20 protein-coding genes are annotated in these 24,835 nt (G+C 47.2%); 7 read left to right on the forward strand and 13 right to left on the reverse strand.

Going from position 1 to position 24,835, the window contains the following annotated elements:
- Positions 1–222: 222 nt before the first annotated feature.
- The gene (locus GQF01_RS36595) at positions 223–357 is read left to right on the forward strand and encodes a hypothetical protein (RefSeq protein WP_268894329.1); all 135 of its coding nucleotides are present in this window, start codon (positions 223–225) and stop codon (positions 355–357) included.
- A gap of 215 nt (positions 358–572) precedes the next feature.
- Here GQF01_RS36595 and GQF01_RS08655 read toward each other — a convergent pair whose 3' ends face one another.
- The 5 genes from GQF01_RS08655 to GQF01_RS08675 are packed head-to-tail and all read right to left on the reverse strand — an operon-like array spanning position 573 to position 6,262.
- Positions 573–1,499 (reverse strand): nucleoside hydrolase, encoded by a 927-nt coding sequence (locus GQF01_RS08655; RefSeq protein WP_235959124.1) that lies wholly within the window; start codon positions 1,497–1,499, stop codon positions 573–575.
- 16 nt (positions 1,500–1,515) lie between these two features.
- Positions 1,516–3,027, reverse strand: a complete 1,512-nt coding sequence (glpK, locus tag GQF01_RS08660; protein ID WP_161406368.1) for a glycerol kinase GlpK — start codon at positions 3,025–3,027, stop codon at positions 1,516–1,518.
- The gene (locus GQF01_RS08665; RefSeq protein WP_161406369.1) at positions 3,027–3,968 is read right to left on the reverse strand and encodes a transketolase family protein; all 942 of its coding nucleotides are present in this window, start codon (positions 3,966–3,968) and stop codon (positions 3,027–3,029) included. The genes glpK and GQF01_RS08665 overlap by 1 nt, the downstream gene beginning before the upstream one ends.
- Position 3,969: 1 nt before the next feature.
- The gene (locus GQF01_RS08670; RefSeq protein WP_161406370.1) at positions 3,970–4,815 is read right to left on the reverse strand and encodes a transketolase; all 846 of its coding nucleotides are present in this window, start codon (positions 4,813–4,815) and stop codon (positions 3,970–3,972) included.
- 13 nt (positions 4,816–4,828) lie between these two features.
- Positions 4,829–6,262 carry an L-fucose/L-arabinose isomerase family protein gene (locus GQF01_RS08675; protein WP_161406371.1) on the reverse strand — a complete coding sequence of 478 codons (1,434 nt, stop codon included), beginning with the start codon at positions 6,260–6,262 and terminating at the stop codon, positions 4,829–4,831.
- 272 nt (positions 6,263–6,534) lie between these two features.
- On the opposite strand from GQF01_RS08675, the gene GQF01_RS08680 reads away from it, so the two are divergent.
- The gene (locus GQF01_RS08680; RefSeq protein WP_202556128.1) at positions 6,535–7,584 is read left to right on the forward strand and encodes a LacI family DNA-binding transcriptional regulator; all 1,050 of its coding nucleotides are present in this window, start codon (positions 6,535–6,537) and stop codon (positions 7,582–7,584) included.
- A 101-nt stretch (positions 7,585–7,685) separates the two neighbouring features.
- Here GQF01_RS08680 and GQF01_RS08685 read toward each other — a convergent pair whose 3' ends face one another.
- The gene (locus GQF01_RS08685; RefSeq protein ID WP_161406372.1) at positions 7,686–8,108 is read right to left on the reverse strand and encodes a universal stress protein; all 423 of its coding nucleotides are present in this window, start codon (positions 8,106–8,108) and stop codon (positions 7,686–7,688) included.
- Between the two features lie 155 nt (positions 8,109–8,263).
- Here GQF01_RS08685 and GQF01_RS08690 point away from each other — a divergent pair, with 155 nt between their 5' ends.
- Genes GQF01_RS08690 through GQF01_RS08710 form a run of 5 tightly spaced genes read left to right on the forward strand, consistent with a single transcriptional unit; the run spans position 8,264 to position 13,534 of the window.
- Positions 8,264–9,823 (forward strand): spore germination protein, encoded by a 1,560-nt coding sequence (locus tag GQF01_RS08690; protein ID WP_161406373.1) that lies wholly within the window; start codon positions 8,264–8,266, stop codon positions 9,821–9,823.
- 30 nt (positions 9,824–9,853) lie between these two features.
- Positions 9,854–11,038, forward strand: a complete 1,185-nt coding sequence (locus tag GQF01_RS08695) for a Ger(x)C family spore germination protein (protein ID WP_161406374.1) — start codon at positions 9,854–9,856, stop codon at positions 11,036–11,038.
- A gap of 5 nt (positions 11,039–11,043) precedes the next feature.
- Entirely contained in the window at positions 11,044–11,283 is a 240-nt protein-coding gene (locus GQF01_RS08700) for a hypothetical protein (protein ID WP_161406375.1), read from the forward strand.
- A 32-nt stretch (positions 11,284–11,315) separates the two neighbouring features.
- Positions 11,316–12,419 carry a GerAB/ArcD/ProY family transporter gene (locus GQF01_RS08705; RefSeq protein WP_161406376.1) on the forward strand — a complete coding sequence of 368 codons (1,104 nt, stop codon included), beginning with the start codon at positions 11,316–11,318 and terminating at the stop codon, positions 12,417–12,419.
- A gap of 17 nt (positions 12,420–12,436) precedes the next feature.
- Positions 12,437–13,534 carry a GerAB/ArcD/ProY family transporter gene (locus GQF01_RS08710; protein WP_161406377.1) on the forward strand — a complete coding sequence of 366 codons (1,098 nt, stop codon included), beginning with the start codon at positions 12,437–12,439 and terminating at the stop codon, positions 13,532–13,534.
- A 302-nt stretch (positions 13,535–13,836) separates the two neighbouring features.
- On the opposite strand, the gene GQF01_RS08715 is transcribed toward GQF01_RS08710, so the two are convergent.
- The 7 genes from GQF01_RS08715 to kdpB (GQF01_RS08745) all read right to left on the reverse strand — a co-directional run bounded on the left by GQF01_RS08715 (position 13,837) and on the right by kdpB (GQF01_RS08745) (position 24,734).
- Positions 13,837–14,805 carry a 2-hydroxyacid dehydrogenase gene (locus tag GQF01_RS08715; RefSeq protein ID WP_161406378.1) on the reverse strand — a complete coding sequence of 323 codons (969 nt, stop codon included), beginning with the start codon at positions 14,803–14,805 and terminating at the stop codon, positions 13,837–13,839.
- Positions 14,806–14,857: 52 nt separating this feature from the next.
- Positions 14,858–16,057, reverse strand: coding sequence for an MFS transporter (locus GQF01_RS08720; RefSeq protein ID WP_161406487.1), 1,200 nt, complete (start codon positions 16,055–16,057; stop codon positions 14,858–14,860).
- 65 nt (positions 16,058–16,122) lie between these two features.
- Positions 16,123–16,782, reverse strand: a complete 660-nt coding sequence (locus GQF01_RS08725) for a hypothetical protein (protein WP_161406379.1) — start codon at positions 16,780–16,782, stop codon at positions 16,123–16,125.
- A gap of 122 nt (positions 16,783–16,904) precedes the next feature.
- Entirely contained in the window at positions 16,905–18,200 is a 1,296-nt protein-coding gene (locus GQF01_RS08730) for a methyl-accepting chemotaxis protein (RefSeq protein ID WP_161406380.1), read from the reverse strand.
- A 26-nt stretch (positions 18,201–18,226) separates the two neighbouring features.
- Complete coding sequence (gene kdpB / locus GQF01_RS08735) at positions 18,227–20,245, reverse strand: potassium-transporting ATPase subunit KdpB (RefSeq protein ID WP_161406381.1); 2,019 nt, start codon at positions 20,243–20,245, stop codon at positions 18,227–18,229.
- Between the two features lie 155 nt (positions 20,246–20,400).
- Entirely contained in the window at positions 20,401–22,680 is a 2,280-nt protein-coding gene (locus GQF01_RS08740; protein WP_161406382.1) for a sensor domain-containing protein, read from the reverse strand.
- 17 nt (positions 22,681–22,697) lie between these two features.
- Positions 22,698–24,734 (reverse strand): potassium-transporting ATPase subunit KdpB, encoded by a 2,037-nt coding sequence (kdpB, locus tag GQF01_RS08745; RefSeq protein WP_161406383.1) that lies wholly within the window; start codon positions 24,732–24,734, stop codon positions 22,698–22,700.
- Positions 24,735–24,835 lie beyond the last annotated feature (101 nt).

The following is a 24,835-nucleotide window of genomic DNA, read 5'->3' on the forward strand; positions in this document are numbered from 1 at the left end:
TATGTAGAATTGTAATTTGCAAATTACAATGAATCGATAAGTTTCTATGTTTTTCAGCTGTAAAAGAGATCCTCTAAATGGACATTTGAAGTATTGTAATTATCAACTTGAAAATAATAAAGGATCAACTTGAAGCGTTTTTTACTGAAACGCTTTCATAAATCCACTACCAGTTTCGTATTGCAAAACGTTTGGAACAGTTCGAGGTGGAAACGGCGTTTCATGGAAATGTGGATGCACAAACAAGGCCCGGATAGCGAGCCAGCCATTTGGGCTTTCTCGGAAGGTATTGGAGGATATTACGGCTGCGAGACGGACTTTTTGACCTTCTCGCCGGATATTACGGCTGAATTATGACTACTTTGCAGTATGAGACGGCTTTTTGGGTTCTCTCGGCTGGGAATGGGGGATATTTCGGCTCTGAGACAGCCGATTTAGCTTTCTCAGCTGGGGTCGGGGGAGTTGGTGTTGCTACGGTAGCGTCGTAAAACAACGTTACGGCGTAGCATTGGCGTGGAATGAGGCTCCACGCCACATTTAAGCTTGTTTTACAACCGGAGCTACTCCTAACGTTACTGTGAATCCTGCTCCTTCTCATAGAGAGCGAACAACGCCAATTTCGCGTAAAAGTCCTCCAAAATAAACCGGGAATCCACACTCCGGTAGACTCGGATTTTACGGTTGCCCGGCTTCGCGATATATCGCATTTCGGCATCGACATTCGGCGCCTCGATCATCTCATAATCGAACCTTTGCTCTTCTAGCAGCAAGGAAACCGCCGGTGAATCGCCTAACACCCAGGTCTCCCCTTTCGGCCATTGCGGTCGATGCCCGTTATTCATGTTGTGATTGACGAGGTAATCATACAAATAGCTGCCGATGCGGCCATGAGGACGAACCTTCATGGCAAGCTCGGCGATGCCAACGCGCACCATTTCGTACACATTCTTAGGAACTTGCCATAACGGGATAGGCGAATTGAAAACGACATTAACGGCTTCGACATCATTAGATAAATTGAATTCCTCATGCCCCTCAGGATACGTACCTCCGCCGATCCAAACAGCGATAAGCCGATCCGCAATTCTTGGCTCCTGCAAATAAGCGCTAGCCAGATCGGTTAACGGTCCCTGAAACGTGACAAATAAAGGCCTCGGATCGTCCTTCATCGCTTCATCAATAATGAGTTGGCTGCCTTCGGAAGGCACAGGTGTATGAACATCCGGGAGTTTGTGGGGCGCCCCCCGATAGACGTCATATTGGTCTCTCATCCCCATGAGCTGGAGCACATGTTCAACTTCCTCATAAGATTCTTGCATCGAAGCAGCACTTCTTGGACCGAAGTGGGCTCCGATAAAGCCCTTAATTTGTAAACGTTGTGATAAAATCGCATGTACGATCGCATATTGATCGTCAGCCTCGCATTTGGCATCGGTATTAATAATGACACGAACCTGCTTCTGCTCTGGAACCTCATAAGGCATAAAATGGTGCGGCATTCCTTTTCTCTCCTTCTTACTCCTGATCATTCCGTGTTAACACGGAGGATACTGCCTTCTTCCAGCCGGAACAATGGGCTTCGCGCAGCTCCGGCAGCATTTTCGGCTGATACTTGATAGAGCCTTCCAGCTTTGTACCTATCGCTTCAATTGACGGCCAAAAGCCGATCCCGACACCGCCCAAATACGCAGAGCCTAGCGCAGACAATTCCGCAATTTCTGATTTTACGACCATTTTACCTAACAAATCAGCCTGGAATTGCATCAAATTCACATTATCGGATGCACCGCCGTCTGCCCGCAGCTCCTGGAGCGCAACAGCGGTTTCATTTTCCATTAGTTTAACCGCATCATGCACCTGAAAAGCGATGCTTTCAATAGCTGCTCGAATGATGTGCGCTTTGGTCGTCCCCCGATTCATCCCGGTGATGGAAGCTCTGGCATAAGCGTCCCAGTAGGGGGCGCCAAGCCCTACGAACGCAGGCACCAAATATACGCCTTCACTATCTGGCGCTTGCTCAAGCATTTGTTCCATCTCTTCAAATGTACGAAACAAGCCCAAATTATCCCGAACCCAGGTCAAGCTGTCACCAGAGGTACGGATAACGGCTTCAACGGCATACGTCACTTTGCCGCTTCGGCCCCAAGCAATGGCGCTTACAAGTCCGTTGCCAGACGGGATCGGGCTATCGCCTACATTCATTAGCACCGAAGTGCCAGTCCCGTAAGTAGCTTTCGCCATGCCAGTCTCAAAGCACTGATTACCGAATAAAGCTCCCTGCGAGTCGCCGATCACCCCCGTTATCGGAACACGGCAATCGCCGAATAGTTCGCTATCTTCCGTGTAGCCAAAAATCTCATCTGAAGCTTTGACTTCGGGAAGCAGCTCGGACGGCACGCCAAAGAGGCCGCACAACTCCTCATCCCACTGTAAAGAGTGGATATTAAAAAGCGAGGTGCGGCTCGCGTTCGTGTAATCGGTCGCATGCGTCTTGCCCCCGCTCAGCTTCCACAGCAGCCAGCTGTCGATCGTGCCTGCGAGCAGCTTGCCTGCTGCCAGCTTGTCGTGCACTCCCTCTACGTTCTGCAAGATCCAGCCCCATTTCGCAGCGGAGAAATACGGATCGAGCATCAGTCCCGTCTTGCTGCGCACCGTCTCCTCGTGCCCAGCCCTTTGGTAGATGGCGCACTGGTCCGCCGTTCGCTGGCACTGCCATACGATCGCGGCATGGACGGGAAGCCCCGTCGCTTGATCCCACAACACAGCCGTCTCCCGCTGATTCGTGATTGTTAAGGCAGCTAGCGAATCGGGGCCGATGCCGGCAATCGCCAAGGCTTCATGCGCAGAACGAATCACATTCGCATAAATTTCCATAGGATCGTGCTCGACCCACCCTGGACGAGGATAGTACTGACGATGCGGGTTCGCGCTTTGCGCCGTAATCTGGCCTGCGCGGTCAATGACAAGCGCTTTCGTACCTGATGTGCTTTGATCGATCGCGAGCAGATAGGACTTTTCCATCGTCATTACTCCTGTCTGCCGAGCATTTCAAGCGCCACACGCTTAAGATTGCTGCTGCTAATGCCATAATGACCAAAAACCTCAGCCGTCTTCCCAGCAATCGCCGGTTCATCCGGGATACCGATGATCCGCATGGGTACGGGCCAATTCTGAACGACCACTTCCGACACAGCTGCGCCAAGTCCGCCATGAACACTGTGCTCTTCCACCGTGATGATGCGACCCGTTTCCTTCGCTGCCTGGATAATCGCCTCTGCGTCCAGAGGCTTTATCGTATGCATATTGATTACCCGGCAAGTTACGCCCGCTTCCTTCAGGGCTTCATGAGCGTCCAATGCGACACGAACCGTTTCCCCTACCGCAATGATCGTCACATCGCTGCCTTCGCGCATTTGGACGGATTTGCCAATGATGAATTCGTAGTCGTCCGATTCATACACATCTTCCACCGCGTTGCGTCCAATCCGAACATAGACGCCGCCTTCGTGTTCAACAAGCGCTTCCGTCATCCGCTTCGTTTCATGCCGGTCAGCAGGCATCATAACAGCGATACCGGGTATCGCCCGCATAACGGCGACATCTTGAACCGAGTGATGGGACATGCCAAGCGCGCCGTAACTAACACCTCCGCTGATTCCGACCAGCTTCACATTCGTAGCTGAATAAGCTACGTCTACTTTGATTTGCTCAATGCTGCGCATGCTGAGGAAGCAAGCCGGCGACGTAACGAACGGCTTCTTGCCACTGTGGGCAAGACCTGCGGAAATTCCCACGATATTTTGCTCCGCGATCCCCACCTCCACGAATTGCTCCGGAAATGCTTTGGCAAAAGGTCCCATAGCTGCCGAACCTCGCGAATCACTGGCAAGCACCATAATGGAGCGGTCATCCTGTGCCTTCTTTAGCAATGTATCGCAAATGACCTGACGATTTGGAATCGTGTTCATCTTATCGCACCTGACCTTTCTGCTCGTAATTGTCGAATGCGGCAGCGAGCTCTGCCAGAGCTTTCTCCAATTCAACTTGGTTAGGCACGTGATGATGCCAGTGTGGCACATTCTCGGCAAAGGAAACACCTTTGCCCTTAACCGTATTGGCCATGACAAGCGTCGGTTTACCATTGTGTGCCGGTACGGCATCGAAAGTCTCGACCAAAGCTTGCATATCGTTGCCGTCAATGGAAACAACATGCCAACCGAAAGCTGTCCACTTGTCCTCGAGCGGATCTAGGCCCATAACGTCTTCCGTGGAGCCGCTGATCTGCAACCGATTGCGGTCAATAATGCCAATTAAATTATCTAATTTGTAGTGAGATCCCGCCATCGCAGCTTCCCATACCGAGCCTTCCGCCTGCTCGCCATCTCCCATGAGGCAGTAAGTTCGATAGGCTGCACCGTCTTTTTTCGCGGCAAGCGCCATACCGACTGCGACCGCAAGCCCATGGCCAAGCGCGCCTGTGTTCATCTCGATGCCTGGCACCTTATTGTTCGGATGTCCAATGAGCTTCGTGCCGAATTTGCTGAAAGTCGTGAGCTCCTCTTTTGGGAAAAACCCGCGGTCAGCAAGGATCGACCAAAGGGATTCTACCGAATGCCCCTTACTCAAAATAAACCGATCACGATCTACCGCCTTCGGTCTCGCAGGATCAATATTCATCACGCGGTAATAGAGTGCAGTCAAAATATCTGTATTGCTAAGTGAACCACCCGTATGACCTGTTTGTGCCCCAGCAATCATTTGCAATAAATCCATCCTGATTTGCGTTGCTTTCGCTTGAAGTGCTCTGATTTCCATATGTCCTCCTTATTTACAGGCCTTTGCCTCGCAGCCAAGCCTGAATTTCACTTTCCGTCGGATCCACAGGGTCAGGGGTGAGTCCAGGGATATACGAACATGCTTCATATAAAGCAGGAATGACATTGGCATGAATGCCTACGGAATGATGCACATACGGCCCCTTCACAAGCTTTTCTTCCCACAGCGGCCAATCGTTTACTTCAACCCACACATAAGATCCACGTGTATAAGGTCCTTGAATTCCCTTGGCTTTCCCAAGGAATAATTGATAATCGCCATGATCACCGTCAAAACGTGCCAGCGTCATGCCGCCGCCTTTAATCTCACCTTCGTGAGTCCCAGGGGCATGATCATCGAACAAGAAATGCTTGCGCAGCTTCGGTTTATTCTCAACGGATAGGGAAACTGGGAAATTCCCGCAGTGGAACAGCAATTCACCGTTGGCGTTCTCTGGATGGCGTACAGTTAAATCCGCAAAAAAAGTAGGCGCTTCATTCATCGCTGCAGCTTGAACCATCACGGAAGTAATCGCACCATGAATGTCAGTCTCACACGTCACCGGGATTTGTTCATCGGTCAAAATGGCGTTCGCCAAACAAGGCATAATTCCCATGGCTTCCTGCAGCGATGACCAGCATTGGATCGCAATTGCCGTGCTGCCTGTTTGCTCAGCGTACTGCTTCATCGCTACCTTGAGCGAGGCAATTCGCCTTACATCCGCTTCCGTCACTTCCGACCAGTCCAGTTTCTCCTTGATGTAATCCATCGCTTGCGCCAATTCAGAGGATTGACCGTTTTCGATGCGCTTAGTAGCACGCTGAATGTCAACGAGTGTGATCGGGTGCAGCTCAATACCGAAACGCTCCAGCAATTCGCCTTCATTGCACATCATTGTCCAAAATGAGGACGGTCTCGGCCCGATTTGCAGGATACGCAGCGAACGGAACTGGCGAACAACATTCGCTGCAGAGATGAAATTAGAGAAACCCCTTTCAAAAACAGGATCGTTCACACGCGTATTCGTCACATAGGAAAATGGCACATTAAAACGCCTAAGCACCTTGCCTGTTGCGAATAATCCGCATTGTGTATCTCGAAGCCGCATGCCATCCTCGAGTGGAGCTTCATCGCGAGGCCCCCATAACAGCACCGGCTTGCCTAGCGCTTTGCCTACCCGCGCAACCGTATCTTCTGTACCGAAGTTACAATGTGGGAAAAATACGGCATCGACTTCCTCTTGTTTGAATCGATTGATGATGAGATCCGCGTTAATGTTATCGTCATAGAGAAGGCCTTCCGAATTGATCCCCTCTAGATCGACAATATCGATGTCCAATCCGAAGTTTTGGATTTTTTCCCGAATGAGCACTTTGTACTTAAACGCATCCTCAGCGCTAAAAACGAATCTGCGCGTCGGTGCGTAGCCTAGCTTTAGTTTTTTCATGGATGTGCCTCCTGTTATGTTTAGCTAAACAAATATAATGTTGAGATGAAAGTTTACTAAAATTAATAGATTTATGTTTGCCTTTGTTTAGCTAATTTTATGAATAAATTCATGCTAACATGCCAATAATGGGACGTCAATGCTGTTTATTATGAAATTTAGTTATTTTTATATAAAAAGTTTAGTTTAATTTAAATGATTTATTGCATTTTTTTGCGGATGAAGATAAACTAAACTCACTCAACTAATTTAGTAAATGGGGATTGTTCGACTTGAAAATGGAAGATATTGCGAAGATGGCCGGAGTTTCCAAATCTGCGGTATCACTTGCTCTAAACGGTAAAACAGGGATCAGCTCGGAGACCCGCGACCGCGTACTTGAAATTGCCAGGGAAAGCGGCTATTCCCCGAAGCCTCGGGCAGCTGCTGCCGAAAGCGCCGTGAAATCCCTCTCTTTTCTCGTATTTACCAATTCGGGAATCGTGCTTGAAGCCTATTATCAGCAGCCTTTTTTTAGAGAGCTGATTCATTATATTGAGGATCGCTGCCGCTCCAAAGGTTACTCTTTGCTTTTTTCATCCGTGGATATGGAGTATTTCGAACGCGAAATTCGAACACTTGCGGAGGATAACCAAAGCGATGGCATCATTCTACTCGGGAATAACCTGAGTCCTGAGGAAATTCTGGACATTTCTAATCGGCTAGGACCTCACCTTGTTGTGCTCGACAATTGCTTCGATAAGCTGCCCGTCCATTTCGTGAGCATGAACAACTTCATGGGGGCTTATCAAGCGGGTGCTCATCTATGCGAAATTGGTCATACAGAAATTGGCTACATTGCTTCCAATGTTCGGATTCAGAATTTTGAGGAGCGTAAAGTTGGCTTTTATGAGGCTTTGCATGAACAGGGTCTCGAGATCCATCCTGACCACATCTTTGCTGTAGCGCCGACGATGTTATCGTCCCAGGAAGATCTTAAGAAACAAATAAAGGCGTATATGGAATCGGGCCGCCAACTCCCGACCGCGATCTTTTGCGAATGTGATTACATCGCCATTAGCGCCATGAAAACGTTGACGGAGCTTGGCATCCGAGTGCCTGAACAAGTATCTGTTGTTGGTTTTGACAATATATCGGAGTCTCGCATCATTTCTCCGGAGCTGACCACCGTTCACGTGGAGAAAAAACGCATGGCCCACTTAGCCGTTGATTTGTTAATCGAATCCATCGAACAAGGCGTCGAGGCCACCTCCAAAATCAGGGTGGACACCCGATTTGTCGAGCGGGATTCTTCTCGTCCGCCGCGCAGCAGCGCTAATTGATGCTGGAGGGTCCGCCCCACTTCCCTTCAACGGCAATACCTCAAAAAAGCTGCACCTTAATGGCCAATAGCCGTTAAGGTGCAGCTTTTTTCCTTCATGCCTCATTTAATAATCATGACCGGGCAGTTCGCATGTTTGATCACACCATGACTTACGCTGCCGAGAAGGATTTCCGACATTAGGCCAACCCCTCGGCTGCCCATCACGATCAAATCGTGGCCATCTGTATCTGCCTGATGACAGATCGTCGTTGATGGATCCCCCGTCAACGTCATACTTTTGAAAGGTATCCTGTTCTCCATCAATTTCGCCGAAGCAGGCTCAACAATGTTCCGTCCTTCTTCAGCCAATGTTTCACTTAGCGGAACACTTATCGGTGGTTCGTTCAAGATCAACAGAGGACTCACATGGATAACCGTAATCCGGGCACTCGGAGATATATGCTTGACAAGCCGGATCGCATGATCCAGTGCTTGATCCGATTGCTGAGAACCGTCGATAGGAACAAGAATGTTGTTATACATAGTTTTTTCCTCCTTTGATCGTTACATTAACTTTATGCATCCTAAGCCTACTTACCCGAATTTGTGTTCCTTCAAACTTATTCTTATACGCATACCACAGGAAACTTAAGGAAAAGATACTAGCACAACATCCTAGAGCTTGGAGAAAATACCATATGTTCGCTCGTTGGCTGAGCTCCAAAAAACATCCGAGTCTTCCTAAACAAAACATCATCGTGGAACCGATGGCATCTATGCCTTTATTCGCAACCATTCAAGAAAATACGGATTATGTCAGGCAAGCGCTCGGAAACAGCACGGATATAGTCATTCGGGAGTTTACCTATAACTCGATTACAGAGGGCGTCGCCATCCTATATACCGATGGCCTTGTGGATGGGAATGTCATTAATGACTTCATAATGCGAGCTATGATGACAGATTCTTTGGACATTGATCCTAAACAAAACCCTTTTGACGTATTAGAAATGCATACGTTAACGATTGGTGAAATTCAGAAGGTCTTGGATATGAAAAACTTGTTTCATCATATCCTATCGGGCGACTCGGTTATCTTAATGAACGGCTACACCACAGGTCTTGCAGCAAGCACCAAAGGCTGGAAAGACCGGGGTGTAACGGAGACGAATGTTGAAACCGTTGTTCGTGGACCGCGCGAATCATTCTCTGAATCGATCCGTACGAATACGGCACTCATCCGCAGAAAGATCAAGGATCCAAATTTGTGGGTGGAAACTTTTCAAGTTGGTAAAGTGACCCAGACAGACGTTGTCCTGATGTATGTGCACGGGATCGCCCAGGATTCGCTCATTATCGAGGCTCGCAATCGGCTCAGTCAGATCCAAATTGACGGCATCTTCGAAAGCAGCAATATCGAAGAGCTTATTCAGGATGAAGTCATCACGCCTTTTCCAACGGTCTACAACTCAGAACGTCCGGACGTCGTAGCCCTTGAACTGATTCAAGGCAAAGTTGCCATCCTGGTCGACGGCACCCCGTTCGTGCTCATCGCCCCAGCTTTGTTTGAGACCTTCCTCAAAGCTTCCGAGGACTACTATCATCGCGTGGATATCAGCACTTTAGTCCGGATACTCCGCTATGCCGGGTTTCTTATAGCTTTATTAGCGCCTTCCTTCTACGTAGCCATTACGACGTTTCATCAGGAAATGCTGCCAACACAGCTGCTCATTTCCCTAGCCGCGCAGAGAGAGGGCATTCCCTTCCCTGCTTTCATCGAAGCCTTGTTGATGGAAATCACCTTCGAAGTGCTGCGGGAGGCCGCACTTCGCATGCCGCGAAGCATTGGATCAGCATTATCCTTCGTCGGGACGCTGGTCATCGGGCAAGCAGCGGTTGAAGCTGGCATTGTATCTGCTGCGATGGTTATTGTCGTATCCATCACCGCGATTTCCAGCTTTGTTTTTCCTTCTTATGATTTATCGAACGCCATTCGCATCTTACGATTTCCGCTCATGGCTTTAGCGGCTTCCTTCGGATTTTTTGGAATACTAGCGGGTTTGCTTGGGCTGATTCTACATCTGAACAGTTTACAATCGTTTGGCGTTCCTTACTTAAGCCCTTTTGCCCCTCTGGAATTAAACAAACAAAAGGATGCCTTATTTCGGATGCCCTTTCAGTCGTTATTTTCCCGAGTGCGTACCGTCCATACCAATAACGTTGTCAAGAAAGCGAAGAGAAAGCCATTCAGACCTTAAGGGAGGCACGAGGCTCAGTTGATATCCTGGATGCGACTAACAGCATGCTTGCTCATGATCATGTTCCTATTAAGCGGCTGTTGGAGCCGCAGAGAGCTGAACGACATCGCCATCGCCGAAGGTGTAGGTATTGATATTTCAGATGACGGTCAGTTTGAGTTAACCGTTCAAATTGTGAATCCGGGGAGTGTGACAAAGTCAAATGGGAATTCTGAAGTTCCCATTATCGTCTATTCTTCCAAAGGTGTAACCCTGAATGAAGCGGTCAGAAGATTAACTTCGTCGATTTCGAGAAATATCTATTTCGCTCATATTCGCATCCTTGTCATTTCAGAGGATCTAGCCTCCAAAGGAATCGTCAAAACGATGGATTATCTCATGAGAGGAAGCGAATTCCGAACTGATTTTGACGTTGTTATTGCAAGAGACAGCACAGCCAAGGACTTATTAAGCGTCATGACACCGCTTGAGAAAGTTCCGGCAAACTATATTTTCAATTCTCTCGAAGCTGCCAAAAAGGAGTGGACTTCTGCCGTCACAATTAAACTCGATCAATTATCTAGTGGTCTTGTCACCGCTGGAAAAAGCTCCGTTGTATCAGGCATACAAATTATAGGAGATCATACGACAGGCACGAGCAACAACAACATTAATTACACGACACCCCGCGTGAGGCTGCAATATTCGGGCAATGCCGTTTTTAAAAAAGACAAACTTGTTGGATGGTTGAACGAGAAAGAGTCCCGCGCTTACTCCGTCATTACGAATCAATCCATGCGCTCTTCCATCCACCTGATCTGCCCCGATGGCGGGAATATTGGGATCGATATCGCCCGAGTCAAAAGCAAGATACACGCTGTCATCAAAAATGATAAACCTGAAATTTTCATCAACACGCGGACAGAAGGGAATGTCTCTGATGTGGAGTGTAAGATCAATCTTTTCAAAACAGAAACGATTGCCTATTTGGATGCACAGTACGTTGAATTTATTAAATCCAATATGGAGAAAACCATTAAAAAGACGCAGCAGTTAGGGACAGATATCTATGGATTCGGCGAGGCTGTTCATCGGGCTGACCCGACCTATTGGAACAAAGTCAAGGATAATTGGGAGCAGGAATTCAAACAAGTGGAGCCCCATCTTAATGTGATTGCGAAGGTGAGAGGAACAGGCACGTTAGGTGACTCTGTTGTAAATGACGTAAAGGAGTAGGCGTTATGTTAATTGGCATCAGCATACTTGTAATTACCATCCTGATTGCGTGGTATGAGCTTCCTCGTTTGTGGAATCAAGGTTGTAAGAAGACCGTTTGGTTGTACGTATCACTCATGGTGATCGGAAATGTGCTTGCAACGTTGAAAGGAATGGGAAAAATGCTGCCAAATCCAGCCGATGGAATTACGGTTTTTATGGCCCCATTAAGCAAGCTGTTATTGCAAATCGGGTTAATCAAATAAGTAAAGTTAAGCTCGGCATAGGGAGGCAGAGCATGAATAACGAGAGTACATTAACAGCTCGGCAGCTCATGATATTTATTTTCTTGATTTCAGTGGGAACAACGATCCTTGTCGTCCCCTCCATTTTGGCTGCAGAATCCAAACAGGATGCCTGGATTGCCGGGATAGCGGCAGTAAGTGTAGGTCTACTCTTCATTTGGATGTATGTCAAGTTAGCCCGGATGTATCCGGCAATGACGCTTTTTGATATGAATGAGCATGTATTGGGCAAATGGCTTGGCAAAGGGGTAACGCTTCTCTATATCTATGTGATGTTCGTCCTAAGCGCGCAGGTTCTATTCTATATTGGTACTTTTATGACAACCCAGATCATGCCTACGACACCCATCCAATCCATTCATATTCTCATGATCACGTTTACTGTCATTGGCGCCAAGCTGGGTGTAGTCATCTTAGCGAGAACCGCCGAGATCTTTTTCCCATGGATACTGTTGCTGTTTTTCTTATTGGTGATCTTTGTAGCCCCGCAGTCCAATATTAAGAATCTGCTGCCTATTGGCGAAGCAAGCTTCATGTCGATTGCTCGACCTGCCATGTTTATGATCGTATTCTCCTTTTTTCCAATCATATTTACGCTCTGTTTAATCTCAAAAGAGGCGAAATTCCCTGCGAGGTTTGCCAAATCCTTCTTCTATGGCGGCATAACAAGCGGAATCATGATGATCATCATCACCTTATTAGGCATTCTGGTGATGGGGGCGGACCAATCGGCACGACATGTATATGCTACTTACGCGCTAGCCAAAAAAATTAGCGTCGGGAATTTTCTTCAACGGATCGAAGTTACGGTCGCTTTCTTATGGTTTATTTCCATTTATTTTAAGCTGACGCTATATTTTCACGTAACACTCAAAGCCATTGCTTCTTTTTTTCGACTCCAAAATTATCGAGCTCTCGCAACGCCAGCAGGTTTCATTGTGATCGTGCTTTCTTTAATGGTGTACCCCAATGTGGCCTACATCCATATATGGGATCAACTAACCTGGGTACCTCTGGGGTTATGTTTCGGCGCCTTTCATCCCGCTCTGCTAATCGGCATCGGCTACTTGCGCAGAAAACGAGTTAAAAACAGCTAAACAAGGGACGTGCTTGCATGGACAAAGAGTCCATAACACCGCGACAACTCATGATCATCGTCATCCTTTATTCCGTAGGCACAGCTATACTGGTCATTCCAGCATCCATAGCAGCGGATGTCAAACAGGATGCATGGATACCTCTTTTACTGAGCATAGCATTGGGCACAATGCTGACCTTCCTCTATACCGCAGTCGCGAAGAGATCTCCGATCTCTTCTCTCTTCGACATTAATGACCTCGTTTATGGCAAGTGGCTGGGCAGAATCATCACGTTTGGCATTTCCTTTCTAACGCTTATTTTTGCCGCTCAAGATGTTTTTTACGTAGGCCATTTTTTGAGCACTCAAATTATGCCTTCAACGCCAATCCAGTCCATTAACATCTTATTCATGCTTGTCGTCATGATGGGAGCCAAGCTGGGATTGGTTGTTTTTCTTAGAACGGCTGAAATTTTCTTCCCATGGCTGATCCTCTTGTTTACCTTATTCATGACCATGAATATCCCTAATATGGATACGAACAATCTCTTACCGATTGGCGAAGCGACGGCCATCCCGATCACTCGGTCTGTCATAAGAATCGTCAGCTTTACCTATATTCCCTTGTTTATAACAATTGGACCTATTATTAATCAAGTTTCTAATGCAAAAAGAGCTGCAAAAGGTTACCACGTAGGCGTTGTAATAAGCGGTCTGGCCTTGCTTCTACTCGTGGTTTCCAGTGTGCTAGTGTTGGGGGCTGATACTACAGCCATGGAGTCTTTCCCCAGTTATGCCTTGGCACAACGAATAAGCATCGGGAATTTCTTGCAGCGCATTGAAGTTGTCGTTGCCTTCTTGTGGCTGGTCTCCATTTTTTTCAAAACATCGATGTTTTTTCATACAACACTTCGTGGTGTAGCTCACGCATTCCAACTGCGTGATTACAAATCGCTCTGCATTCCCCTAGGGCTAATCGTTATCGTCCTGGCTCTTGTCGTTTACCCGAATGGAGCCTATGAACAAAAATGGGATAACCATACCTACATTCCTCTTGCCCTCCTTCTAGGCGTTGTTTATCCATTAAGCATTATACTGATCAGTTGGATAAGAGGGCGATTGCGCACCAAATAGAAAAACCTGACGGAGTTCAAACTCGATCCGTCAGGTACAGTCAACTCCCACCTCGCCTGCCATAAGCCTATTCTGCTTGAATGGGGCAAAGCTTTATTTAGCTTGAGGGAACAGCAGTCCTCTATTTAAGGGAAAACGACCTGTTTCCTCGATTATGGGAACTACAGGATCTTATTCAGCCTCCATCGCTCGTTTTTCAAGTGAAAACAGCAAAATAGCGGAGCGTAGTTCCCCCTACCTCGGCAAATGTGCCTTTTCATCGAAAAAACGGACTGTAGTTCCCTCCCTCCAAACATTAATTCTTACCTCAACTCCGCAACAAGGTTCGGAGGAACCTCACCCTGAACACCCTTCACCAGGTTATTCGCGGCAAGCATCGCCATGTCAAACCGAGTTTGATGAGTAGCCGATCCGATATGCGGCAAGGTGACGACATTGGGCATTTTCAACAGCTTGTTATCCGGGTCTACGGGTTCTTGCTCGAAAACATCAAGACCCGCTCCGCGGATTTGCCCTTTTTCCAAAGCTTCAATGAGCGCTTCCTCATCAACGGTTTGCCCGCGGGACGTATTGATAAAGATCGCGGTTTGCTTCATGAGTGCCAGCTCTTCACGACCGATTAAACGGTTCGTCTCAGGCGTTAGCGGTGTCATTAGCACCACAAAATCAGACTCCTGAAGAAGCTCCTGCAACGACCGGTAAACCACGCCCAGCTTCTGCTCGGCTTCCTCTTTGCGGCTGCGATTATAGTACATAACCTCCATATTAAAACCAAACTTCGCCCGTCTGGCTATAGCCTCCCCAATGCGCCCCATGCCGATGATCCCGAGCTTGGCATGATGAACATCGATCCCGAAAATATGATCATCGCTGCCTTTTTTCCACTGGCCGGCTTTCACGTATGCGTCAAGCTCCGGTATTCGCCTTGCTGCGCCCAAAATAAGCCCGAACACCGTATCCGCCACCGTCTCATCCAATACGCCCGGTGTATGCGTTCCCATAACACCTCTGGCCTTCATAGCAGCCGTATCTAAATTGTTGTAGCCTACCGACACGTTGCTCACAATTTTGAGCTTCGGTGCATGATTGAGCAATTCTTCGTCAATGCTTCCACCAGATATTAAGAGTCCATCTACATCAGACAGCTCCTCTAATAGCTGCTGACGCGGGATTTCTTCTTCCCTGTCCCATTTGCGATAATCGCAGTACTGCGCTATGTAGGCTTCTACTTCACTTGGAACTCGCTTTGCGAGAAAAACTTTCGGTCTCATCCTCAAAACTCCTCTCCCTCATATGAAAGAATCGTACCACAAATTGCTAGATTCAGATAAGTTCTTTTTGCTTTTTTAAGTAGCGGTATAAAATGAAACTATAAACGGCGCAGATTGCTGCGCACAGACCAATGAAGCCATATCCGGTCTGGAGGCCTCGAATCAGGCCCATTTGGGTGTCCGATCCAACCCATTGTTTCACCAGTTCAATGACGCCGCCAATGAGATAGTTGCCGATGACACTGCCGACGCCCATTAGCGTAACTGTAAACGTAATTGCCGTATCGCTGCTGTTCGGGTATCTTTTGGCAATAAATGCCATAACGGTCGGGTAAATCATTGCGATGCCGATTCCCGCTGCTGCGAATAGGAAAGCTAAGGGTTCCCCTCCCAGAATCGCACCAAACGTGCAGATCGCAGAAAAGCCAGAGAAAATAATCAGGGACAAATTGAATCCTATTTTATCCGTAATAGGGCCCAAAATTAGCCTTGCCAGCGCAAAGCAGAGGAAAAAAGCAGACAGCATGCCAGACGCCTTCACTGCTTCCCATTCATACGCTTTCTCCAGGAAATTGACTAACCACCCTCCTACCGCAAGCTCCGATACTACACCGAAGGAAAGAATCAGGACCATATACCACAATACCGGATCACGCGTTAGCGTTTTGAAAGGAACCCGGTCTTCATGGGAGATCTCGTCGGAAGGAAACGAACTGCGTAAAGCAAATAAGATAGGAAGTATGGACAAAGAAAGCATCACCACATACATTCCACGCCAATCAAGCACATGGCCGTACACACTGACGGTCATAAGTCCTGTTGCAATCAACGGGGCAACTGTGGAACTGAGCCCATAGAAGCCGTGCGTGAGATTCATCATCGTTCCCGTATTTCTCACAAAGATTCTCGCCCCCAGAATAGCGAGTGCAATCTCAAGCATCCCGTTGCCGATGTACATGAGAAAGTAGGAGGAAGAAAACAAGGGAAAACTGCTGGACATATAGATACAAAAACCGGAAAGGATCATCATGCCAAAAGCAGCAATACTGACGATTTTAATCCCCCAGAGGCGCGTTAAAAAAGCCGTGAAGGAACAGGCGATGAGGTAACCCAGCGCGTTGAGAGACAGTAATGTGCCAAGCTGCGATTCATTCAGCATAAAATCAAGTTGAATGCGCGGAATCGCGGGTCCTTTAATATTCTCTGAAAAACCAAATACAATGAAGCCTAGAAAAATCGTAGCCAGTTGCATGGCATAGACCTTTTTGGACTTATCCAAACGTTGTTCCACGTTGTCATTCCTCCATGCCGCTTACTTCATGAAAAGTCGCCCATATAATAGGCAAAAATGGGTTCAATCGGTTTAAAGTACAGATAACCATCTTCTTCCCAAGGCTGGAAGTGCAAATCCATGCGCGAGTCCTGCCAGTTCTCCGGAGTTCCTTTCGTTTTCAAACGACCCGGCACAACTGGATTTTCTATGACTTTAGGAAATTCTTGATACCCAAACAGTAGATTCTCGTGCATCGCGATGATTTCGTATTTATCGCCTGTGAACGACCGCTCTTCCTGAAGCTGATAATGATAATAGATATAACTGCTGATCATCTCAGGTTTCAAATGTGCTACTCTCCCGACGCGCCTCTCTACCCGCTCCTTTCGCAGCCAATGCTCGTTATTCGCCGGTTCATTAAAGTGGAACACGTCTATCATTCGAATCCACTTGCGCGGGTCCGAATGCCCTGGCCAATCCTTCAGATAGGGCACAGCAGCGCTAGCGATATCATCAGGACGTAGTTCGCAGTCCAAACACTCATAGTAGAGGAATAGACTATTCTGCCACACATAAGCAGCAGCGGTCATCAGCTCTCCTTGCATGATCCGTTGTTTGGCTTGTTCACTTTGTTCTAAAGCTCTTACACCCGTAGATACTTGCCCATCTTGCCATTCCGCTCGATAAATCATTCTTGTAATCATCTATTCTCTGCCTCAACTTTCTGTGAGATCATGATCAACAAAACTGATTATACCACTGTTTTCCAAGGTGCGGAGCGACAAAAAAAGACCCACAGCGATGTGCTGAGGATCTCCGGTTGATTTCAAACTCTAAACATTCTAACCAAATCGTTAAGCTCATGCCCCATCTTATGCAATTCCTCCGAGGCTATAAAAATATCTTCCATGGATGCCGTCTGCTCAAGGGAGGAGGAGGCTACCAAGCTTGAGCTTGTCACAGCTTCTTTAGCAATCGATGCCAGCTCATTGACGGCTGAGGTGATTTGCGCAGCACGCGCGAATGCATCATTCGTAATTTCGCGAATTTGCCCGCTGAGTGTAGTGACTTCATTCACCGCTTCGGAGATCTGTTTAAAGGCAATGCTAGCTTCTGACATGAGTTCCATGCCTGTACTCACTTCTAGACTGCTTTGCTGCATAGTCTGAAAAGCTTGAAAGGTCTCCGCTTGAATCGATTTCACAATATTTGAGATATGATGGGCTGCTTTCTTGGAGTCGTCAGCCAGTTTCTTCACTTCATTCGCAACGACCGAAAATCCCCGCCCATGCTCCCCTGCGCGAGCCGCTTCTATGGATGCATTCAGTGCAAGTAAATGCGTCGTTTCTGAAATCCCAGTAATGATTCGCACAAAATTCCCAATTTCTTGCGTATGTATACTCAAGTTCCTGACGTTCTCTGCCGAGTCATCACAGACAGATTGAATCGACTTGATTTGCGCCATATTTTTGTGGATAACCTCATTGCCAGCGGCCGCTTCATTCATCGCATTATGCGCAGAGGCATCGACGGTTTCGAAAAAATCAGCGATACGGTGAAGACCGCTGTTCATCTCATCAAGCGTATTCATAGTGACAGAGACACGGTCAACTTGCCGCTCCGCTCCCAGCGTGACCTGATTCATAGAGTCACCAATCTCTTTACTTGTCTTCACCGTTTGTTCAGCTGTAAGGTTCAGCGTTTCCACGCCTGTTGTTAATTGCTGTGAGGAAGCGGATACGCGTCGTATCAAGCTTCGTAAATTACGCGCCATACGGCTCATGGCTTTGGCAGCATCTCCCAGCTCATCTCGATGACGAATTTGCACAGAGAGCTCCTCTTCCACGATATGGCCTGATGCCATATGCTCCATCCTTTCCGCTATTTGTACGGCTGGACGCGATAACACCCTCGAAGTCCATAATCCTATTCCCAGTATGCAAGCAAAAGAAGCCACAGTAACGCCTAGTGCAAAATTTACGATAGAAGAAAAACCTTCTGCTGACAGGTGCTGAACCTGAACATTTTGCGCCAAATTGTACCAAACTTGCCCAGTTACGCCTAGTAGACAAGCAGCCAATGAAAAGCTGATCATCAGCTTGGTCTGAATGGTATATCTCATTTTATGCCTCCCAGCGCTCACTGTAGTTAGTAAAAGAGTTGCATCATCATATCAATCGCTTTGATTCCAGCGAATGGAACAAGAATCCCCCCGACACCGAATAACCAAATATTACGAAACAGCAGCTTTTCCGCACTCATTGGCGAATATTTAACGCCTTTCACTGCCAGTGGAATTAAAATGGGGATAATGATGGCATTAAAAATTAGCGATGAAATCACGGCTGTTTCCGGTGAATGCAGTCTCATAATATTCAGTGCTTCAATCTGCGGAATTTCAGATGACAATATGGCTGGAAGTATCGCAAAATATTTGGCAAAATCGTTTGCAATGCTAAAAGTAGTCAGCGCGCCACGCGTAATCAACAGCTGCTTGCCGATAAAGATCACTTGGATCAGCTTCGTCGGATCCGAATCCAAATCCACCATATTCGCAGCTTCCTTCGCCGCAATGGTTCCACTGTTCATGGCCAACCCTACATCAGCTTGAGCCAGCGCTGGCGCATCATTCGTTCCATCTCCTGTCATCGCAACTAGCTTGCCTTGCGCCTGTTCTTCCTTGACGATACGAATTTTATCTTCCGGTTTGCATTCCGCGATATAGGCATCCACCCCAGCTTCTCGCGCAATGGTTTGGGCCGTTAGCTGATTATCCCCCGTACACATAACCGTTTTAATGCCCATTTTTCGCAAATCCTCAAATTTCTCTCTCAATCCCGGTTTAATCATATCCTTCAAATAAATAATGCCTAACAATTGGTTGCCTCTGCTAACTGCCAGCGGTGTGCCGCCTTCCTTGGCAATTTCCTCGCTGATACGATACGCCTCTGGCGATCTGAGGCCACCTTGCTGTTCCATGTGCGAGACGATTTCTTCAACGGCTCCCTTATAATAAGTTTCACCGCCAACAATTAAACCGCTCATTCGGCTTTCTGCTGTAAAAGGAATAACTTTTCCCGCTCCATAGTGATCCTCACTCCAAGTGATTTTCATGCTTGCAGCCAATTCCAATATAGATTGACCTTCTGGCGTTTCATCGAAAATGGAGGTTGCTACCGCCGCATGAATCAGTTCTTGTTCGGAAATCCCCTCTACAGGAGTAAAGCGAAATGCCTTCCGATTGCCATAGGTAATCGTGCCCGTTTTGTCCAATATGATCGTGCTCACATCACCAGCAGCTTCAACGGCTTTGCCAGACATCGCGAGTACGTTAAACCGGGTTACACGATCAATGCCCGCAATGCCGATAGCCGACAGAAGAGCACCAATTGTAGTAGGGATCAGACAGATGAGCAAAGCAACGAGCGTTGAGGTTTCTATGACAACTCCCAAATAGCCAGCCATTGGAATCATTGTGATCGTAACGATAAAAAAGATGATGGTAAGCACGACCAGAAGGGTATTCAGCGCGACTTCATTGGGAGATCTCTGCCGTTTCGCTCCCTCTACCAAGAGAATCATCCGATCCAAAAAGGTTTCCCCTGGATCAGCTGTAATTCTCACCTTGATCCAATCGCTGATAACCTTCGTTCCGCCGGTAACCGAGCTGAAGTCACTCTTCGCCCGTTTGACTACAGGGGCGGACTCGCCTGTGATCGCCGATTCATCAATGGCAGCCGTCCCCTCTATGATTTCGCCATCTCCAGGTACCAGATCACCATTTTCAATGAGGATCATGTCTCCCCTTCGTAATTCCGTAGAGCTGACGGTTTCCATTTCGCCATTTTTTCGAATGCGCTTCGCTTTCGAATCCATTTGCGTTTTTTTCAAATGATCCGCATGCGCCTTGCCTCGTCCTTCTGCCAGAGCTTCCGCAAAATTAGCAAACAAAATGGTGAAAAGCAGGATGAAAAAGATAACAAGATTATGCAGTTCCCTTCCCTCAGCACCGAAAGTACTCGGGAAAAGAATCATGAACAAGATCAAGAAAGCTCCTGCCTCTACGACAAACATAACAGGACTTTTTATCATCATAATCGGATTTAATTTCAACACAGCCTCTAGCAGCGCTTTAAGCATAATGGGACTTTTTCTTGGACTTAACATGACTTCAAAAACCTCCAGTGAACTAAAACTTTACGAATTCTTAGCTGTTAGAACTGTTCAATGTTCAGCAGCACATAAGCCAGGTACAGCAGCATCGCTACCGTTAATACACAAATAATCACCACGATGAAGTCTCACTCCTTTTGCAAGTAAATTTATGAAACACCTTGAATACTAGCCAAACGCCCCGTCATGTCCTCCTTAAGAAGCGGCTTGCTAAAGAAATAGCCTTGCATTTCATGGCAGCCTTTATTTTTCAGAAACTCAAACTGCACTTCCGTCTCTACGCCTTCCGCAATAACTTCGAGATTCAAGCTTTGAGCCATGGCGATAATCGATGCTGCAATTGTCGTTTCACCCTGGGTAGAGGTGATGTCATTGACAAAGGATCTATCAATCTTAAGTCGATCGATCGGAAAACTTCGAAGGTAACTCAGTGAAGAATAGCCTGTACCGAAGTCGTCAATAGACACTTGAATCCCCAGCTTCTTCAGTTCCTCCAGAGTCCCAATGACTTGTTTCGCATTTTGCATAGCGACACTCTCTGTGATCTCCAGCTCCAAATAAGCTGGGTGAAGACCTGTTTCGTGCAAGATATCAGCGACAACCTGGACAATATTCGCTTGCTTGAATTGATAAGCTGAGAGATTGACGGCTACCCGCATAGGAGCGAATCCCGCATCTTGCCAAGCTTTATTTTGCTGACAAGCTGTCCGTAGCACCCATTCGCCAAGGGGAATAATAATACCCGTTTCCTCTGCGAGCGGGATGAATTCGGTCGGCGACACCAGACCTCTCTTCGGATGAAGCCACCGAACAAGCGCCTCGACACCTGTAATCTGACCCGTCTCGAACTGCAGTTGAGGTTGGTACATCAGCAGCAATTCATTACGCTCCACTGCTTTACGGAGCTCCTGCTCAATCGTGTGCCTCTCAGAAGCTTGGACACTCATCGTCGGTGTGAAAAATTCATATTGATTGCGGTGACTTTCCTTAGCCCGATACATGGCCGAGTCCGCATTCATCATCAACGTTTTGGCATCCTGTCCATCATTTGGATACAAGCTAATACCAATACTCGTTGTAACCGAACATTCAAGACCTTCAATAACAATCGGACGATTAATCGCCTCTATAATTTCTTTGACAATGAAAAGAATAAAGCTCTCCTGTTTGAGGACTGGCAGCAAAATCGTAAACTCGTCTCCACCCATTCGTGCTATAGTGCCATGATGACCAACTGAGCTTAATAGACGTTTGGCTATCGTTTGCAGCAGCGTGTCGCCAAAGGCATGGCCCAAAGAATCATTGATATATTTGAATCGATTTAAATCCAGAAACAACACGGCAAGCTTATGTCTCCCGCGCTCCGCCTGCTCCAAGCTCTTGGTCAGGTGATCCGTAAACAAACGACGATTCGGCAGATCGGTGAGCGCATCATGGTAGGCCATATGATTGATCGTTTCCTCAGCTTGCTTATGTTCTGTAATATCTTTGCCAATCGCAAATACACCGACCACTTGGCTGTCGACGATGATTGGAACAAATCGAATGTGCAAATCGACTGGAAAACCCCGTTTATGAGCGATAGAAATTTCGAAACTAGCGGATAGCCCTTTTTTAGCTAGCATAAAGGGTCTTACATAAGTAGATCTTGGCCGTACACTCAGGAGATGCGTGCAGGAAGTGCCAACTAGTTGATTCGCCGAATATCCCGTTATTTTCTCCGTTGCCGGATTAATAGCTGTAACCAGACCATTTAACTCAAATGAACAAACGAGATCGGGATTATGATCAACCAAAGATTTATACCGAAATCTACTTTCCTCTAACATTCTCTCCGAATCTTTGCGGTCGCTAATATCTCGAATAATCCCCCGGAAGCCTGTCGGCGCCGAGTCTTGTGCATCCAGGATTAGGACAATGGAGGCTTCCACACATTTACGTGTGCCATCCTCGCGAATAACCTCCCATTCCACACAATTGACAGCCGTTCCGGTATGCGCTACCCATTGATAAGCCTGTTTCAGTTTTTTGGCATCTTCCGCACTCATGAAATCCGCAATTTGACAGCCTAACAATTCCTTCTCTACCTTGCCTAGCAGCTCTACGAGCGAATGATTAAAGACTAAGAAGCTGCCAGTCATCGTAATTTCATAATAGCCGTCTTGAATACTTTCCAAGGTTGAACGTATTTTCTGTTCCTCTCGTTTCAGCTGTAATGTCTCTATCTGGTTAACCTTCGCTATATTACGCTGAATCATCATGTACAGCAGGTAGGCCGTTACAATGATCATCAAGCTGAAAGATAGATAAGAAGCCCCCATTTTATTGGCAATTTGCAGCAGGCAAGCGAGCAGTACATACATAGATACGATGCGAAAAGAAGTCTTTTTTCCTTCTTCTTTTTTTCTGATGTCTAGTAGCTTATCCATCCTTATGTACTCCAGTCTTATAGTTGTTCAAAGAAAATATGCAGGAGAAAATCGATAATCTTAATCCCCAGGAAGGGTAAAATGATGCCCCCGGCGCCATAGATGACTAAATTCCGACTAAGCAGTTGATTCGCGCTCATGGGCTTGTAGGAAACACCTTTCAAGGCAACAGGGATCAAGACCGGAATGATAATTGCGTTAAAGATGAGCGCGGAAAGTACGGCACTCGTTGGTGATTGCAAATGCATAATATTAAAAACCTGCAGCTCCGGGAGATCCCCTGCAAACATCGCAGGTATGATTGCAAAATACTTGGAGAAATCATTCGCAATGCTGAACGTGGTCACGGCTCCACGTGTAATAAGCAGCTGTTTGCCAATCGAAATCACATCCAGGATCTTCGTTGGATCCGAATCCAGATCGACCATATTGGCTGCCTCTTTGGCGACTGATGTTCCGCTGCTCATCGCAATACCTACATCCGCTTGAGCCAAAGCTGGAGCGTCGTTAACCCCATCGCCCGTCATGGCGACAAGCTTCCCTTCGCTTTGCTCCTCCCGGACAATCCGTAATTTATCCTCCGGTTTACTTTCGGCATAATAGGTATCAACGCCAACCTCTTTCGCAATAGTTGCAGCCGTCAGCGGATTATCCCCTGTACACATGATCGTTCGAATCCCCATCTGCTGCAGAAATTGCAATCGTTCGCGAATGCCCGGCTTGATCGTATCTTTCAAGTAAATAAGCCCAAGTATGTAATTATCCTTGCTTACGGCAAGTGGTGTCCCGCCTTCTCGCGCAATAAAAGCATTGATTTCCTCGAGCTCCTCAGGAATATGGCCGCCCCTGACAGTGACATAACTGCAAATTGCACTAACCGCCCCTTTTCGAAAAAAGCTGCCATTCAAGTTTAACCCGCTCATCCGCTCTTCAGCTGCGAAGGAAATCACTTCACCCTGATAGGCTCTGAGATCGCCCGTTATATGATGCCGCTTGGCCAGATCTACGATAGATCGCCCTTCCTGTGTGTCATCAAACAAAGAAGTAAGCACCGCTGCTTCCATTAGCTGCTCCTGAGATGCGCCGGCAACGGGATAAAAGGCGCAAGCCATCCGGTTACCGAAAGTGATCGTTCCCGTCTTGTCCAGAATGACGGTATTAATATCACCAGCCGCCTCAACGGCTTTCCCCGATTTCGCCAATATGTTGATGCGGGTGACACGGTCAATGCCCGAGATGCCAATGGCGGACAGCAATCCTCCGATTGTCGTTGGGATTAGACATACGAGAAGGACAATTAACGTAGACACCTCCAGATGAACACCCACAAATGCAGCCAATGGATACAAGGTAACCACGACGATTAAGAAGATCAGCGTTAACACCGTCAGCAATGTCGTCAATGCGATTTCGTTCGGTGATTTCTGCCGCCTCGCCCCTACCACCATCTGGACCATCCGATCCAGGAAGGAGTGACCAGGGTCGACGGTAATCTCAACTTTAATCCAATCACTAACCACGATGGTTCCGCCAATTACAGCACTATATTCACTATTCGCCTCTCTAATAACGACAGCCGACTCCCCATTAACCGAAGATTCGTCGATCGCAGCGATGCCTTCCACTATTTTGCCGTCTCCGGGAATATAATCACCCATTTCGACTAGCACAAGATCACCTTTGCGCAGTTCCGTTCCGGCAACCACCTGGATAAGGCCATCTTGGGATAGCCGTTTGGCCTTTAATTCCTTTCTTGTTTTGATCAAACTATCCGCGTGCGCCTTACCTCTCCCCTCCGCTAAGGCCTCAGCAAAATTCGCAAATAATATCGTAAACAAAAGAATGAAAAATACCGTGATGTTAAAGGACATTTGATTCTCGGAGTGAAAATAGTGCGGAAATACAATGAGTAAACCAATGACGAAGGTAGCTGTTTCCAGTACGAATAGCACTGGATTCTTGATCATCACTTTTGGATTCAACTTCAAAAAAGGTTCTACAAGGGCTCTAACGACCATTTTCGAATGAAATAAATGCTTCAACCTTTGATTCATGCGGACCCACCCTAGGAAGAGACTCCTCAAATTTTTGAACAGCAAAAAGAAGCCTAAGAGCAGAGAATCTCTACGCTCGAGCTTCTAAGCAGCGTTTGGAA

Source organism: Paenibacillus silvestris (assembly GCF_009882985.1).
In the GTDB taxonomy this organism is placed as follows: Bacteria; Bacillota; Bacilli; order Paenibacillales; family NBRC-103111; genus Paenibacillus_E; species Paenibacillus_E silvestris.

Coding starts and splice junctions, on each gene's coding strand:
- GQF01_RS08695 (WP_161406374.1), top strand. CDS start 9,854: ATGCGACTAACAGCATGCTTGCTCATGATCATGTTCCTATTAAGCGGC.
- GQF01_RS08705 (WP_161406376.1), top strand. CDS start 11,316: ATGAATAACGAGAGTACATTAACAGCTCGGCAGCTCATGATATTTATT.
- glpK (WP_161406368.1), bottom strand. CDS start 3,027: ATGACGATGGAAAAGTCCTATCTGCTCGCGATCGATCAAAGCACATCA.
- GQF01_RS36595 (WP_268894329.1), top strand. CDS start 223: ATGGAAATGTGGATGCACAAACAAGGCCCGGATAGCGAGCCAGCCATT.
- GQF01_RS08710 (WP_161406377.1), top strand. CDS start 12,437: ATGGACAAAGAGTCCATAACACCGCGACAACTCATGATCATCGTCATC.
- GQF01_RS08685 (WP_161406372.1), bottom strand. CDS start 8,108: ATGTATAACAACATTCTTGTTCCTATCGACGGTTCTCAGCAATCGGAT.
- GQF01_RS08715 (WP_161406378.1), bottom strand. CDS start 14,805: ATGAGACCGAAAGTTTTTCTCGCAAAGCGAGTTCCAAGTGAAGTAGAA.
- kdpB (WP_161406383.1), bottom strand. CDS start 24,734: ATGAATCAAAGGTTGAAGCATTTATTTCATTCGAAAATGGTCGTTAGA.
- GQF01_RS08730 (WP_161406380.1), bottom strand. CDS start 18,200: ATGAGATATACCATTCAGACCAAGCTGATGATCAGCTTTTCATTGGCT.
- GQF01_RS08655 (WP_235959124.1), bottom strand. CDS start 1,499: ATGCCGCACCATTTTATGCCTTATGAGGTTCCAGAGCAGAAGCAGGTT.
- GQF01_RS08670 (WP_161406370.1), bottom strand. CDS start 4,815: ATGGAAATCAGAGCACTTCAAGCGAAAGCAACGCAAATCAGGATGGAT.
- kdpB (WP_161406381.1), bottom strand. CDS start 20,245: ATGTTAAGTCCAAGAAAAAGTCCCATTATGCTTAAAGCGCTGCTAGAG.
- GQF01_RS08675 (WP_161406371.1), bottom strand. CDS start 6,262: ATGAAAAAACTAAAGCTAGGCTACGCACCGACGCGCAGATTCGTTTTT.
- GQF01_RS08700 (WP_161406375.1), top strand. CDS start 11,044: ATGTTAATTGGCATCAGCATACTTGTAATTACCATCCTGATTGCGTGG.
- GQF01_RS08725 (WP_161406379.1), bottom strand. CDS start 16,782: ATGATTACAAGAATGATTTATCGAGCGGAATGGCAAGATGGGCAAGTA.
- GQF01_RS08690 (WP_161406373.1), top strand. CDS start 8,264: ATGTTCGCTCGTTGGCTGAGCTCCAAAAAACATCCGAGTCTTCCTAAA.
- GQF01_RS08665 (WP_161406369.1), bottom strand. CDS start 3,968: ATGAACACGATTCCAAATCGTCAGGTCATTTGCGATACATTGCTAAAG.
- GQF01_RS08740 (WP_161406382.1), bottom strand. CDS start 22,680: ATGGATAAGCTACTAGACATCAGAAAAAAAGAAGAAGGAAAAAAGACT.
- GQF01_RS08720 (WP_161406487.1), bottom strand. CDS start 16,057: ATGCAACTGGCTACGATTTTTCTAGGCTTCATTGTATTTGGTTTTTCA.